The 14,227-nt window shown below is 60.6% G+C and carries 13 protein-coding genes and 1 pseudogene; 4 read left to right on the top strand and 10 right to left on the bottom strand.

Features of this window, described 5'->3' with window-relative positions; genetic code table 11:
• The first annotated feature begins 669 nt into the window (after positions 1 to 669).
• Together BBF94_RS02315 and BBF94_RS02310 are read left to right on the top strand one after the other, a co-directional pair.
• Positions 670 to 1,035: a DUF6124 family protein gene (locus BBF94_RS02315; RefSeq protein WP_065257443.1), complete on the top strand. Its 366-nt coding sequence runs from the start codon at positions 670 to 672 to the stop codon at positions 1,033 to 1,035.
• 88 nt (positions 1,036 to 1,123) lie between these two features.
• Positions 1,124 to 1,483 carry a DUF6124 family protein gene (locus BBF94_RS02310; protein ID WP_065257442.1) on the top strand — a complete coding sequence of 120 codons (360 nt, stop codon included), beginning with the start codon at positions 1,124 to 1,126 and terminating at the stop codon, positions 1,481 to 1,483.
• A gap of 93 nt (positions 1,484 to 1,576) precedes the next feature.
• Here BBF94_RS02310 and BBF94_RS02305 read toward each other — a convergent pair whose 3' ends face one another.
• From BBF94_RS02305 to inhA, 5 genes are all read right to left on the bottom strand, one after another.
• Positions 1,577 to 1,996, bottom strand: coding sequence for a type II toxin-antitoxin system YafO family toxin (locus BBF94_RS02305; RefSeq protein WP_065257441.1), 420 nt, complete (start codon positions 1,994 to 1,996; stop codon positions 1,577 to 1,579).
• Positions 1,997 to 2,002: 6 nt separating this feature from the next.
• Complete coding sequence (locus BBF94_RS27870) at positions 2,003 to 2,149, bottom strand: hypothetical protein (RefSeq protein WP_165369536.1); 147 nt, start codon at positions 2,147 to 2,149, stop codon at positions 2,003 to 2,005.
• 208 nt (positions 2,150 to 2,357) lie between these two features.
• Positions 2,358 to 3,923 (bottom strand): methyl-accepting chemotaxis protein, encoded by a 1,566-nt coding sequence (locus tag BBF94_RS02300; protein WP_065257440.1) that lies wholly within the window; start codon positions 3,921 to 3,923, stop codon positions 2,358 to 2,360.
• 102 nt (positions 3,924 to 4,025) lie between these two features.
• The gene (locus BBF94_RS02295; protein WP_065257439.1) at positions 4,026 to 4,817 is read right to left on the bottom strand and encodes a CPBP family intramembrane glutamic endopeptidase; all 792 of its coding nucleotides are present in this window, start codon (positions 4,815 to 4,817) and stop codon (positions 4,026 to 4,028) included.
• Between the two features lie 243 nt (positions 4,818 to 5,060).
• On the bottom strand, positions 5,061 to 5,747 hold the full coding sequence (inhA, locus tag BBF94_RS02290) for an isonitrile hydratase (RefSeq protein ID WP_065257438.1): 687 nt from the start codon (positions 5,745 to 5,747) through the stop codon (positions 5,061 to 5,063).
• A gap of 89 nt (positions 5,748 to 5,836) precedes the next feature.
• Between inhA and BBF94_RS02285 the strand changes: the two genes are divergently transcribed.
• Positions 5,837 to 6,820 (top strand): GlxA family transcriptional regulator, encoded by a 984-nt coding sequence (locus BBF94_RS02285; protein ID WP_065257437.1) that lies wholly within the window; start codon positions 5,837 to 5,839, stop codon positions 6,818 to 6,820.
• On the opposite strand, the gene BBF94_RS02280 is transcribed toward BBF94_RS02285, so the two are convergent.
• From BBF94_RS02280 to BBF94_RS26950, 5 genes are all read right to left on the bottom strand, one after another.
• Complete coding sequence (locus tag BBF94_RS02280) at positions 6,789 to 7,688, bottom strand: alpha/beta fold hydrolase (RefSeq protein ID WP_065257436.1); 900 nt, start codon at positions 7,686 to 7,688, stop codon at positions 6,789 to 6,791. The two genes, BBF94_RS02285 and BBF94_RS02280, sit on opposite strands and share 32 nt — an antisense overlap.
• Positions 7,689 to 7,699: 11 nt before the next feature.
• On the bottom strand, positions 7,700 to 8,089 hold the full coding sequence (locus tag BBF94_RS02275; protein WP_065257435.1) for a hypothetical protein: 390 nt from the start codon (positions 8,087 to 8,089) through the stop codon (positions 7,700 to 7,702).
• 393 nt (positions 8,090 to 8,482) lie between these two features.
• The gene (locus BBF94_RS02270; RefSeq protein ID WP_065257434.1) at positions 8,483 to 10,309 is read right to left on the bottom strand and encodes a glycoside hydrolase family 15 protein; all 1,827 of its coding nucleotides are present in this window, start codon (positions 10,307 to 10,309) and stop codon (positions 8,483 to 8,485) included.
• A complete protein-coding gene (locus tag BBF94_RS02265) occupies positions 10,302 to 11,102 on the bottom strand; it encodes a glucose 1-dehydrogenase (protein ID WP_065257433.1) in 801 nt (266 codons plus the stop codon). Before BBF94_RS02265 ends, BBF94_RS02270 begins: the two co-directional genes overlap by 8 nt.
• 89 nt (positions 11,103 to 11,191) lie before the next feature.
• Positions 11,192 to 12,739 (bottom strand): family 2 encapsulin nanocompartment cargo protein terpene cyclase, encoded by a 1,548-nt coding sequence (locus BBF94_RS26950; protein ID WP_082302353.1) that lies wholly within the window; start codon positions 12,737 to 12,739, stop codon positions 11,192 to 11,194.
• A gap of 313 nt (positions 12,740 to 13,052) precedes the next feature.
• On the opposite strand from BBF94_RS26950, the pseudogene BBF94_RS02255 reads away from it, so the two are divergent.
• Positions 13,053 to 14,224: pseudogene (locus BBF94_RS02255) on the top strand (MFS transporter).
• Positions 14,225 to 14,227 lie beyond the last annotated feature (3 nt).

The following is a 14,227-nucleotide window of genomic DNA, read 5'->3' as shown; positions in this document are numbered from 1 at the left end:
TTGGCTTCGCCAAACGTCGCTACGCTCCCACCCCCGGATAAATCCCTCCACTCAGCCTTCCGACGTCGCCCGAAGATCAAAAGCGGTACTCGAGCTAACGCTCATCGTGTTGAGTGGTTAAGGGCCGATTGAAGTGCTGTTCAAAATCTGAGTTCAACTCGATATCCCACGTCGGCGCACCTCGCCCAAACACCACGGTCAGTCCCCTCTCCCACGGGGAGAGGGCTAGGGTGAGGGGAAAGATTTCACTGGCACACTACCAAAACTGAAAACTCCCCCAGCCCAGCATTTCCAGCAAATAAACACGATCGCCTGATCACGTTTAAAGTACACGAACCGTTACGCCATAAGGGCTACAACACCTTGCGTCGTTGCCTACGCGTACGCCAGAATCCGCCGGCTTACGCGGCTACGGGATGGGCTATATCGTTTCCCTGTCACTGAAAAACAGTGATCGGGTTTGGTAGCCCGTTTCTTGACAGCCGTGTGGCGTCCCTTATGCAGTCTCATTTTTGAGGCTGATTTTATATGGTGGCCATGCGTGGGGCTCTTTCGGGGGCGCCGGGGGTTTCTCTGTCTTGACCGGTCTACCAACCCACGTGTGGCCGCCACCCTTCGTTTGGTAGCGAAAGTGACGGCTCTTCAATTCCTTCAAGATAGAGAGTCCGTATGTTCAAAATCACGCCAAACCCACCAGAAACCGATTCAATCCCCTACGACGCCGCACTCGAAGCCGAAAGCATAAAAACGGCCACCGAGCGGGCGATCAATCATTACCTCGATCCCGGGGCGCAGAAGACGTCCAAGCCGTCGCGCAAGCCGGGCAGGATCTATCTGGTCAATCCAACGGTGGATGACGAAACGCTGCTGGTCGAAGCGTGCGAAACGCTGTCGTCGGCCAGTGACATGGCCCGGGATATCGGCGACACCGTCGATCCGTCGCAGCGCAAGGCGATGCAGATACTGCAGCAGGTCATCATGCTGAGTGAACTGCTGGTCAATCGTGTGCTGGATAACCATCACGTCTCGCGGTAGTTGCCGCCTCGGTGAGGGGCTTGTCCCCTTACTGTTTGTTAGCCATCTACACAAATCCTCAAGCGACTCTTGTCCGGAGTTTTAGCTGATGTCCACGACCGTCATTCCACCGTTAGAAGATCCGGTGTCCCCGTACGAATTTCCCGATTCAAGAAAACTCCACGACGCGGCCGAACGCGCCCTCGACTATTACCTGACCCCCGCAGCCAAGATCATGGCCACGCCCTACACCCCAAACGATATGTTCAGGGTCAACCCGCAAACCGGCACGGAATCCTTGCTGGCCAACGCCTGCGAATCCCTCGCGTCAGCCACGGTCATGCTCGGTGACTTTGCCGGCCTGCTGGAAGGGCCGAACCGCAAGACCCTGTTGGGCATTGCGCAAGTGGTGATGTTGGGCGAACTGGCGGTGAATCAGGCACTGGATAACCTCGTGCCGAAGGAGTAAGTACCAAGGCAATTAAAAACCCGGAAGCTTTCGCTATCCGGGTTTTTTTCTGCCTTGCTGTAGGCGAGCTCCGAGAACTGGCAGGCCAGTTGATCAAAAGTCGTCGAGGTCGGGATAGACGATTTTCCCCACAACCCATGGCTCAACAATCTCGCAATGCACCGTGCGCAGAAATGATCCCCACTCACCCCGGTTATGGGCATCCGGGCCAGTGATTGTCAGCAAAAGGTATTCATCCCGGAAAGCGTCGTAGGCGTAGATAAGCCAGAAGTCGTTGTCAGGATCGTCAACCAGGGCAGTTCGATAATACTGACGGTCAATTTTTGCCCACCGCGTCTGGGTCGCTTGAGTGCTGGCCAGGTGGATATGATGCATATCGTTGAGATCGAGTCGTTCGTCTCGCCCGAAAATAGCGGGCAGTTCACCGCACACTTTGTAGTTATAAAAATGAGCGGCGAAGTTTTTCCAGTTGTTGATTTGTTCGAAAAGCGCAGAGATTTTGACTGCTGGCATCTATGGCTACTTTGTTATGGGTAGCTTGCCAGTGATCACATATTTATCGAACGCTTTCTGCCCATCACGCGCGGCTTGCCGGACATCAAGAAAAGTCAGTTCATCGCGAATGACTTTTTTAACCGGCTTGTCGATCTTTCTGGTGGTGGCCATCGGAGCCTCCAAAGGAGATGTATTCATACTGACCAGCTTAAGGGATTGGATTTCTACCGGCAAACGATAGAACCGGACCCAAAGGCGCACCAGTCAGCGGATTCTGGCGTGCTTGTAGGGCATGGCGCCCCTATGTGTAGTCACGCCGTAAGCCACAATAAAAAACCCGGAAGCTCTCGCTATCCGGGTTTTTTGTATTGCAGATCAATCAGCGGTTAAACCGCTCCACCAACGAATACTGCGTGTTGGCCGTCTTGGTCAGCTCTTCACTCAGCAACGCCGAGTTATGCGCCTGTTCCGAGGTCTGGTCCGCCAGTTCCGAGATGTTGCTGATGTTGCGGCTGATTTCTTCAGCCACGGCACTTTGCTCCTCGGTCGCGGCGGCGATCTGGGTGGTCATGTCGGTGATGTTGGCCACTGCTTCGCTGATGCCGACCAGCGCTTCGTCCGCTTCCAGGACCCGCGCCACGCCTTCTTCCGCCTGGCGGTGGCCGGTTTCCATGGTTTGCACGGCGTTCGAAGCGGTCTGCTGCAGCTTGGCGATCAGGGCATGGATCTGGCCGGTGGATTCGCTGGTGCGTTGCGCCAGTTGACGGACTTCGTCGGCCACCACGGCAAAACCACGGCCCATTTCGCCGGCACGTGCTGCTTCGATGGCGGCGTTGAGCGCCAGCAGGTTGGTCTGGTCGGCGATGCCTTTGATCACGTCGACCACGCCGCCGATTTCGTCGCTGTCCTTGGCCAGTTGCGAAACGGTCAGGCCGGTTTCGCCGACCGCCGCCGACAGGCGCTGGATGGCTTCGCGGGTTTCTCCGGTGATGTCGCGACCGCGGCCGGTCAGGCGATTGGCTTCCTGGGTCGCATCAGCAGTGCGTTGCACGTGGCTCGCCACTTCCTGGGTGGTGGCGGCCATCTGGTTGACGGCGGTGGCGACCTGTTCGGTTTCCACGCGCTGGCGTTCCAGACCGCTGGAGCTGTTGTGCGCCAGGGCGTCGGACTGTTTGGCCTGATCGGTCAGGTGCTCGGCGGTGTCCTGCAGACGGGTCAGGCAGGTTTTCAAGCGGGCTTCCTGACTGAGGATCGACATCTCCAGACGCGCCTGAGGGCCACGGCTGTCGGTGTACATCTGTGCGATCAACGGGTCGGACGTGGTCTGCTCGGCCAGGCGCAGCAAGCGCTTGAGCCCGCGTTGTTGCCATTGCAGGCCCAACAGGCCCAATGGCACCGACAGACCGGCGGCGAGGGCGAAGCCCCACTGCGAGTTCAGGGTGGCGCCGATCATGAAGCTCAACTGGCTGACCAGAATGAACGGCACCCAGTCCTGCAGCACTGGCAGCCATTTGTCCGTTTGGGGGATCGCCGACTTGCCCTGGTTGATGCGTTGGTAGAGCGCTTCGGCGCGGCGGATCTGTTCGGCGGTGGGTTTGACCCGCACCGACTCGTAACCGACCACCTGATTGCCTTCGAACACCGGTGTCACGTAGGCGTTGACCCAGTAGTGGTCACCGGTCTTGCAGCGATTCTTGACAATGCCCATCCATGGCAAGCCTTGTTTCAGTGTGCCCCACATGTGCGAAAACACCGCCGCCGGGACGTCAGGGTGACGAACCAGGTTGTGCGGCGCACGGATCAGTTCTTCACGCGAAAACCCGCTGATTTCGACGAAGGCGTCGTTGCAGTAGGTGATCACGCCCTTGGCGTCGGTTGTGGAGATCAACCGTTGCTGAGCCGGGAAAGTCCGTTCGCGTTGTGTAATGGGCTGGTTATTACGCATGGTTTTTCAATCCGCAAGGCTTTGAAAGGTTGTCGGCGGGGTCGGCGATTTATTGAAGTTTTTTTTCATTTATAAGTACGGCGTCGCAAAACGGCTCTTGCTTCAACCGGCGAGCATCGGATAGGTGAACAGGCTGAAATGCAGCAGGTTCAGACCAAAGTGCGTGGCGATCGCAGCACCAAGCCCGCCAAATCGATAGGCCAGACCATAGCCGACACCCGCCAGGCCCGCCAGCAACACCCATTGCCAGCCGGCGCCCACGTGCACCAGGCCGAACAGCAGGGACGCCAGCAGCAGCGCAAGATTGTCGCCGTAGGGCAGGTGTTTGAAGCGCCGGCCGAGGCCGCCCTGTATATAGCCGCGAAACAGCGCTTCTTCGACCAGCGTCACCAGCAGCAGGTTGTTCAGCACCCACAGCCACGCCTGATCCGGCCATTTCGGCGCCCAGGTGATCATGCCCAGCAACACTGCGCCGCCGAGGGCCACAATCACGCTCAACGTCAATGCCAGTGCGGTGGCATACACCGTCAGGCGCAACGAGCGCCGCGCGACGATCCAAGGGCAGACCAGCAACAGCCAGAAGCCGATCAGCGGTTTGTCGAGGTTCACGAACATCGAAAACGGCACGGCGTCGTCGGTGAAGCGCTGCGCCGGGATGGCCCGACCGTTGTAGAAGCCCGGCAGCCAGTGCATGGCCAGTGCCAGAGCCAGCACGATAAACAGGCCATGGCCGAGAAAACGCCCGACCGGCACCGTTTGCTGGCGCACGGCGTAGCCGGCGAACACCAGCAGTGCGATGGAGATCAGCGCCAGCCAGCCGAGCTGGCCGAAGCTCAGCGCCAATCCGTAACCCAGGCTGAGAAGCCCGAGATAGAGCCATGGCAGAGCGGTCATGGAAAGTCCTTGTGCACGATGGGTGGACAGGCTTTCTACACGGGTGGGGGCGAGGGGACAAGTGAAGGTGCAGGGCAAGTCAGGGACAGCGCCAATCCCTGTATGAGATTTGAAGGAGGGCAAGGACCCCCTGTGGGAGCGAGCTTGCTCGCGATGGCGGTGGGTCAGTGGCACAAAGGTCAACTGACACGCCCGCTTCGCGAGCAGGCTCGCTCCCACAGGGTTTTGTGTTTGGCTGGAGGATCAGCGCAGGTTAAGTTTCGCCGCAGCGCGCTCGGTGATTTCAGTGCGCAGCTTCAGCGAAGGTGCCGCACGTTTACGCGCCTCTTCGACAATTGCGCTCGGCGCGGTCTCGGGGCTGCCCGCATCAAACGGCGGCGCCGGTGCATATTCAAGCTGCAGCTGGATCAGCTGTGCCTTGTCGGCACCGACCAGTTCCTCTGCCAGCGTCAACGCAAAATCGATCCCGGCAGTAATGCCGCCCCCGGTGAACAGATTGCCGTCGCGCACCACTCGATCCTTCACCGCAATGGCGCCCAAGGTTGGCAGCAGTTCGTGATAGGCCCAATGCGTGGTCGCCCGTTTTCCCTGCAACAGTCCCGCCGCGCCAAGTACCAGCGAACCGGTGCACACCGACGTCACGTACCGCGCCTGCGCCGCTTGCGCCTTGATGAAGGCCAGGGTCTGTTCATCTTCCATCAGTGGCCCGACCCCGGCACCGCCGGGAACGCAGATCACGTCCAGATTCGGGCAATCATCAAAGGTGATGGTCGGTTTCAGCAGCAGCCCGGTGCTGGAAGTCACCGGCACCAGATCCTTCCAGATCAGGTGCACTTGCACGTCCGGCAACGAGGCCAGTACGTCGTACGGGCCGGTCAGGTCGAGTTGCTGCACCTGGGGAAACAACAGAAAACCGATCTGCAACGCCATGGTTTTTCTCCGTGAAAAATGGGTGGACGGCTTCACTGTAGGCGGGTAGGTTTTGGCGCATACGCCAATAAACCCTCGAATTACGCCAAATGCCGAAAACTATCCACGTCCTCGCGTTCGCCAATGTGCAGCTGCTTGATGTCACCGGGCCGTTGCAGGTTTTTGCTTCGGCCAACGACATGGCCCGCCAGCAGGGTTTGCCTGCGCCGTATACGCCAACGGTCATCGCCAGTGGTGGCGGGGCGGTGAACTCGTCCGCCGGTTTGGCGCTGCTCGCCGAACCGTTGCCGGAGCAGGCCAGCGATACCCTGATCATCGCCGGTGGCTGGGGCGTTTACGCCGCTGCCGAAGACGCTGAATTGGTGAGTTGGGTGCGCGAACACGCCAGCGGCTGCCGGCGCGTGGCGTCGGTCTGTACCGGCGCATTTCTGCTGGCCGCCAGTGGCTGGCTCGACGGTCGCCGGGTGGTCACCCACTGGACCCGTTGCGAGCAACTGGCACAGAAACACCCGCGCTTGCAGGTCGAGCCCAATCCGATCTTCATCAATGACGGTCCGGTCTGGACCTCGGCGGGCGTCACTGCCGGCATCGACCTGGCGCTGGCCATGGTCGAAGACGATCTAGGCCGCGACATGGCGCTGGACGTCGCCCGGCAACTGGTGGTGTTTCTCAAGCGCCCGGGCGGGCAGTCGCAATTCAGCGTGACGCTGTCGCTGCAAAAACAAGGCAATCGCTTCGATGATTTGCACGCGTGGATCGCCGAACACCTGACCTGCGATCTGGGCATCCCGACCCTTGCCGAACAGGCCGGCATGAGCGAGCGCAGTTTCGTGCGCCACTACCGCGCCGACACCGGCCAGACCCCGGCCCGGGCCATCGAACTGATCCGCGTCGAAACCGCTCGCCGGTTGTTGAGTGACACCGGGTTGCCGATCAAGCGGGTCGCGGCTAATTGTGGATTTGGCAGTGAAGAGACGTTAAGACGCAGCTTCCTGCGGGCCATGGGTGTGACGCCGCAGGCGTATCGGGAGCGGTTTTCGGTCAGTGCCGAAGCAGATCCAGTAATGCCCTGAGCGTCTCTTGCGGCGCTTCCTCGGGAATGTTGTGCCCGACACCCGCCAACACCCGCCTCTCATAAGTCCCGGTGAAGTGATGGGCATCTTCATCGTCTTCCGGCGCCGGGCCCACCCCGTCATCGGCACCGCACAGGGAAATCGTCGGCACGCCGATCGCCGGCTGTTTTTCCAGCGCCTGCTCCATCCACTCCAGCGCCGGATCGCCCGGCGCATACATGAAGCGATGGCGATAGGAGTGAATCACCACCTCGACGAAATCCGGGTTGTCGAACGCCGGAGCGCTCAGCGGATAACGCTCGGCGTTCCGCGCCCAGGTCGGCGACCACAACTGCCAGAGCAACTCGCACAGCGCCCGCCGGTTCTGCGTCAGCCCTGCAACGCCACGGGGCGTGTGGAAGTAGTACTGATACCAGAAGCGGTGCTCGGTCTCGGGATCCAGCGGCTGGATCGAATTCGGAATGTCTTGCAGGTTGTAGCCATCGCCCGTCACCAACCCACGCACCCGCTCGGGATACAACGCCGCCACAATGCACGCCGCCCGACCGCCCCAGTCGTAACCGCACAGCGTCGCTTGTTCGATACCCAGTGCGTCCATCAGATCCAGCAGATCCTGAGCCAGCGCCGCTTGCTGGCCGGAACGCAGCGTGTCCGGGCTGTTGAAACGGGTCGGCCCGTAGCCACGCAAGTACGGCACGATCACCCGGTAACCCTCGGCGGCGAGGGGCGGGGCGATTTCGTCGTAGGCGCGAGGCGAGTAGGGGAAGCCGTGAAGCAGGATGACCGGCGTGCCGTTTTCCGGGCCGTGATGTTCATGGGCGATGGTCAGACTGGCGGTCTGGCTGAATCGGATGTCGGCACGGGTCATGGAAAGTCTCCTTAAGCCTCGGCTTCCGCCACCTGATTGAAATACTTGCTGCGATCCGGTGTAAACGTCACCACCATTTTCGTCCGCGAACAGGTCATGACCCGCTCTGCACCCAGATCGATATCCAGATCTTCCCCACGCAACCCCTGCCACTGAGCCAGGTATTTCAGCGAGCCGTATTTTTCGTTTTTCTTCAGGCTGCGGCTCACGCCACCTTTCCAGCCGAGCACCGGCAACTCGTCGGCGCGGCAGCGTTGGGCGAGATCGGGGAAGCGGGCGGCGCGCTGGCGGCCGATTTCCCAGCATTTGATCAGGCCCTTGTCGGCGGCTTCCCACAGTTCGTCGCGGGTCAGGCCAGACCTAAAAGGGGAGTCGATGGGGCGGTGGATGCGTTGGCTCATTCTGGTTCCTTGAATCGGGTTTTTATTGGACAGCTCCGCTGTGCCCGTTGCGGTGGATGGTAGGGGGGGACGTAACCGCTGGCAACAAGGTATTTCGGGGTGTAAGTGCAAGTTACGGGCAGGGAATGTTTGGGGTTTGTTGATTGGCTGTAGGCAGTCAGGTACTGCCAGTCGTGGCGAGGGAGCTTGCTCCCGTCCGGCTGCGCAGCCGTCGCAAAGCCGGGCTGAGCAGTCTCTCAGGGGAAGTGCGGGGGCAGGGCCTGGGGTGTCGCTGCACCATCCGGCGGGAGCAAGCTCCCTCGCCACGACTGCTGTGATTCTGTTTATTTGCGTGTAGGGATTAGCCACGATCAGAGCGAGTGCCGGGCGTATTTCCTACAGAATCTGATGGCTTTACGGCTGCCATTCACTCTTTGTCCCACTCAACTTGCGATCGAGAAAACACGCCGCGCTGATCAGTGCCAGATGCGTCAGCGCCTGTGGCGTGTTGCCCAGATGCCGGCCACGGCTGTCGAACTCCTCCGCGTACAACCCCAGGGGATTGGCGTAGCGCAACAGTTGTTCGAATTCCAGGTGGGCCTTGTCCACTTGCCCGGCCCGGGCCAGGCATTCGACGTACCAGAACGAGCACGCCGCGAAGGCGCCTTCGGTGCCGGCCAGGCCGTCGATGCCGGTGTCATCGTTGCGGTAGCGATAAACCATGCCGTCGCGCACCAGATGCTTCTCGATAGCGGCCAGTGTCGCCAGCCATTTCGGATCCTTGGCGCTGACAAAACGTACCAGCGGTATCAACAACATCGAACCATCCAGCGCAGTACCACCCTGGTACTGCACGAAGTGCCCGCGCTCTTCGTTCCAGAAGTTGTTCCAGATATCGGTATAAATGGCCTGGCGGGTCTGGTCCCAGCGGGCGAAAGGTGCCGGCAGCGAGCGTTTCGACGCCAGCCGGATCGCCCGGTCCACTGCCACCCAGCACATCAGGCGCGAATGCAGGAAGTGATGTTGCTCGCCACGCATTTCCCAGATACCGACGTCCTTGGTCTGCCAGGTCTCACAGACCTGATCGACGACTTCCATTACGTGTTTCCAGCCTTCGTGGGAAATTGCGTCGCCGTATTTGTTGACCAGATAAACGGCGTCCATCAGTTCGCCGAAGATATCCAGTTGAATCTGATCGTAGGCGCCATTGCCGATGCGCACCGGTTTTGCGCCGCCATGACCGGACAAATGCGTGAGTTCGGTTTCCGGCAGTTCCTGGCGTCCGTCGATGGCGTAAAGGATGTTCAGCTTCATCGGCTGATCGCTGCAATCGCTGACCCGCCCGCGCAGCCAGCGCATGTAGCCGTTGGCTTCGTCGATGAAACCCAGGCGCATGAAGGCGTAGACGGTGAACGACGCATCGCGGATCCAGGTGTAGCGATAGTCCCAGTTGCGTTCGCCGCCGGGTGTTTCCGGGAGGCCGAAAGTGGCGGCGGCGAGGATTGCGCCGTGCTGGCGGGAGGTCAGCAGCTTCAGGGCCAGGGCCGAACGGTTGACCATTTCCCGCCAGCGACCGCGATAGTTGGACTGACCGATCCAGTCGCGCCAGAACTTCAGCGTGCGTTCGATACAGAGCTCGTCGGCCCCTTCGGCAAAGCGCGGGTCGTCGCTGGCGCCGAGCATGAAGGCAGCTGTCTCATCCTGCTTCAGGGTGAACTGCGCGACGGCTGCTTTCTGATCGACGTTCAAGCCTTGATCCGAGGCCAGCCGCAGTGTCGGCTGGCCGCTGGCGCTGAACAGCACGTCGTTCTTGTCGATGACGGCGCGGGTGTCTGCGCGGGCATAGTCATGCCGGACGGCGCAACGCAGGTGGAACGTTGCCTGCCCGCTGACCACCCGCACCCGGCGCATCAACAGCGGCAACGCCTCGTCGTTGTCGCCGATGGGCAGCAGATCGGTGATCTCCACCACGGCGTGGTCGCTCAGCCAGCGGGTTTGCAGGACGTTGGTGTCCGGCAGGTAAATCTGCTCGCGGCGGGCGTCGGGCAGGTCCGGGGCCAGCTGAAAGATTCCGGCATCGGGCGTGTCCAGCAGCGAACAGAAGATCGACGGACTGTCGAACTCCGGCCAGCAGAAGAAATCCACGCTGCCCTTGTCATTGATCAGCGCCGCGCTGCGCAGGTCGCCGATGATGCCGTGGGCATCGATGGCGCTTTGTCGTTCGGAATGATGTTCAGCCATTGCCACGGAACTCCGGATAGAGGCTCATGCCGCCGTCGATGAACAGGGTGGTGCCGACGATGTAGTCGGAGGCATCGGAGGCGAGGAAGACCACCGCGTTGGCCACGTCTTCGACATCGCCGATACGCCCGTAAGGGATGAGTTTGAGCAGGGCCTGCCCGGCGTCGCCTTCGGTGGTGTCTTTATTGATGGCCGTGCGGATCGCCCCCGGCGCGATGCCGTTGACGCGGATCCGCTGCTGGCTGACTTCCTGGGCCAGGGTCTGCATCAACTGATCGACACCGCCCTTGGACGCTGCGTAATTGACGTGCCCGGCCCATGGAATGCGCTGGTGCACCGAGCTCATGTGGATGATCTTGCCGGCGGCCCGGGATACGCCTTCACGCACGCCCTGACGATTGAAAATCCGCAGCGCAGCGCGGGCGCAGAGGAACTGACCGGTGAGGTTGACGCCGATGACTTCATTCCAGTCGGCCAACGACAGATCCACCGCCGCCGCGTCCTTTTGCAGGCCGGAATTGGCCACCAGAATGTCCAGCGTGCCGAAGGCATCGAGGGTCTGTTGAAACAGTCGCTCAACGTCTTCTTCGTTCGAAACGTCGGCGCCAATGGCAATGGCCTGCCCCCCGTCGGCGACGATCCGCCGGGCCAGCGCTTCGGCAGGTTCGGCCTGACGGTTGTAGTTGATGACCACGGCGGCACCGGCGGCGGCCAGAGCTCTGGCGGCGCCGTGGCCGATGCCGGAACTGGCACCGGTGACCAGTGCCACCTGGCGGGCGAGGGAAATCTGCATGCAGGGTCGCGCCTTGGGTTGAGAGCTTACTTAGCTGACTGAAGGGCGGCGGCGAGAGTTCACCTGCAATCATGAAAAGATCGATAGTTTCAGACTTGATATCGACCGCTGGTGCGATGCCACTCCACACTCCCGGCCAGCCAGCTTTTGATTCCATGCAGGAAGCGTTTGAGCAATGGCGAGGCGTGCGGCAGTACGGCCAGTTCGGCTGCCTCGTACATGCGCATGATTTCGTCGTGGATCGCGGCACTCTGTTGCATGGCCTTCTCGGGCGAGATTCGCTGATCGCGAACCAGCAATAAGGGCAGGTTGAAATCACCGATCCCGGCCTGTTGTTCCTTGAGGGCCGAGAAAAGGTCATTGGCAATGATCGTGGCACTCGCGGCCAATGTCGTGACACGTCTCACTGCCGGGTCGCTGTAGATATTGGCGGGTAGCTCATATCCCCCAATGATGTCGATCAGCGACAGGCATGGCAGAAAGCTGTTGGTCTGGCGTTGGGCCAGATATTCCCAGATAGCCGGGGTGATGGCCTCGACACGCCAGGCCGCTTCGGCGTTCATGGTGACGAACATGGCTATGATTTCGTGTCGTACGCGTGCCACTTGCGCCGGTGTGGCGAGGCTCTCGACGTGTTGCATGTAAGCGCGAAGGGCGAAGAGCACTGGATCGTTGTTCAGCGCCTGCTCCAATCCGTCTTGGTATTGTGCGCTCAAATGCACAGGTTCCAGTGCAGCCAATGCAAGGGACAGGCGAGGACCTACAAGTCCTGGATCGGAACCGGTTCTCTCGTCATCACAGTAGTAATCATCCACCGCAAACAGAGCGGCGAAACATTGAGCGGCAAGCAGCAAGCGATCCTGATTGTCCGTGTCCGTGTGGCAGAGCATGGCGAAGCGGCCAAAACCCATGGACCGAACCCTGGACTGTTGCCCCGGGAAAATCCCGATCTGTTCAATCCATGGCATCAGCCGGTCATCCACCGCGGTGGCCAGCGACTCATCGATCCGAAACGGAGCGGGGCAATACAGTGCAGGCACCGCCCAAGGGGATGCCGCGCGGGTCGCAGTCTGTTCTGGCGCGAAGGGCAGCGCTGGCGAATGCCGAGCAGTCATGAACCATTGGCTTATGCCTTCGACTCCGAACTGCTCGAACATCCGGCGAAACCAGGCTGTGAAATCGTCCGGAGTACGCTCTATCCGTGAAGCGATATCGGCAAGTGTCAACCATTGCCAATCCTGTGCCTCAGCGGCGTTGGGCATCGGGTCTGCCCGGCTTGTCCCGGCCAATATATGGTCGAACTCATGTTCGAACATTTGATTGGAAACCTGCTCGTGGTAGAGCATCGTCGCGACTTTGTGAAGCTTGCAGGTCATTCCCATTTCTTCGCGCAATCGACGATTGGCAGCTGTAACGGTCAGTTCGTCAGGTCGGGGATGCCCGCAACAGGTATTGGTCCATAGTCCACCGGAGTGATATTTACCTGATGCCCGCTGCTGCATCAGCAACTGACCCTGATCGTTGAAGACAAAAATCGAGAAAGCGCGATGGCGTAGCCCTTGAAGGTGGACCTGTGTCTTGGGTGCAACGCCGGTCCGACGATCCTTGGCGGAAACCAGAATCAACATTTCGTCCATCGCCTGATTCCTGACAGTCTTGGCTATCGGTCTTTTGTCCGAGCTTGTGTGGGGCGTTTCGATTCGCTGTAGTAAAAGATAGATCGTCTGTAATGACACCTGTCAGACCTGACAGGCCAGGCAGGTTTCACGACAGATGGTCGCTGTGATTCCGGAGGTCGGCGGGACGATGAGCGGTTCTGCTCCGGATTTTCAGCCAGGGAAACACGCTGGCAGTGATTCAGTAGCCTTTTCACATTCCACCAACAATTCCACGCTTTCCCGCCCGTCAGGCTTTGTGGCAAGTTGGCCGCCCCTGATGAGGCTGTATCCGATGGCAAACCCTTACCGCGAACTGTTCAACGCCCCCGGCGCCCGGGCCTTTGTGATGGCCGGGATGATTGCGCGCATGCCGATTTCCATGACCGGTATCGGTGTGATCACCATGCTCTCGCAACTGGCTGGCGGTTATGCGCTGGCGGGCGGGGTGGCGGCGACCTTTGCCCTGGCCACGGCATTCTGTGCGCCGCAGGTGTCGCGGCTGGTAGACCGTTACGGTCAGGGGCGGATTCTGCCGGTGGCGGCGCTGATCGGTGGCGGGGCGCTGCTGATGTTGCTGCTGTGCACCCGTTTGCAGGCACCGAACTGGACGCTGTTCATCTGCGCCGCGCTGGCCGGTTGCATGCCGAGCATGTCAGCGATGGTGCGGGCGCGCTGGACAGAAATCTATCGCGGTCAGCCGCAATTGCAGACGGCCTATGCGCTGGAGTCGGTACTCGACGAAGTCTGCTTCATCGTCGGGCCGCCGCTGTCGGTGGGGTTGAGCGTCGCGGTGTTTCCCGAGGCCGGACCGCTGGCGGCATTGTTGATGCTGGCCGTCGGCGTGACGGCATTCGTCGCCCAGCGCAGCACCGAGCCGCCGGTGCATCCTCATGAATCCCATCACCAAGGTTCGATCATTCGCTCCACCGACGTGCAATGGCTGCTGCTGTTGATGGTCGCCATGGGCATGATCGTTGGCGTGGTCGATGTGGTCAGCGTTGCGTTCGCCCAGCAACAGGGTCAACCGGCAGCGGCGAGCATCGTCTTGTCGGTGTATGCCATCGGCTCTTGTCTGGCGGGCATCGCGTTCGGGGCGATGCGCTCGAAGCTGCCGTTGCCGCGCCTGTTTCTCTATGGCGGGCTGGCGACTGCGGTGACCACGCTGCCGCTGTTGCTGGCCACCAACATCTTCGGTCTGGCCGTCGCGGTGTTCATTGCGGGGCTGTTCTTCTCGCCGACCCTGATCGTGGCGATGGCGTTGATCGAACGCATCGTGCCGCCGGCCAAGCTCACCGAAGGCCTGACCTGGCTGGTGACCGGCCTGAGCATCGGCGTGGCCATCGGTGCTGCGGGCTCCGGAGCCTGGTGGATGCCTTCGGTGCGCGCAGCGGATTCTGGCTGGCGATCGTTGCCGGCGCGGTGGTGCTGGGCTCTGCGGTGCAGAGCTTTCGTCACCTCAAATAGGCC

This window comes from Pseudomonas bananamidigenes, assembly GCF_001679645.1.
GTDB lineage: Bacteria > Pseudomonadota > Gammaproteobacteria > Pseudomonadales > Pseudomonadaceae > Aquipseudomonas > Aquipseudomonas bananamidigenes.
This window is presented reverse-complemented; position numbering and strand designations above follow the sequence as displayed.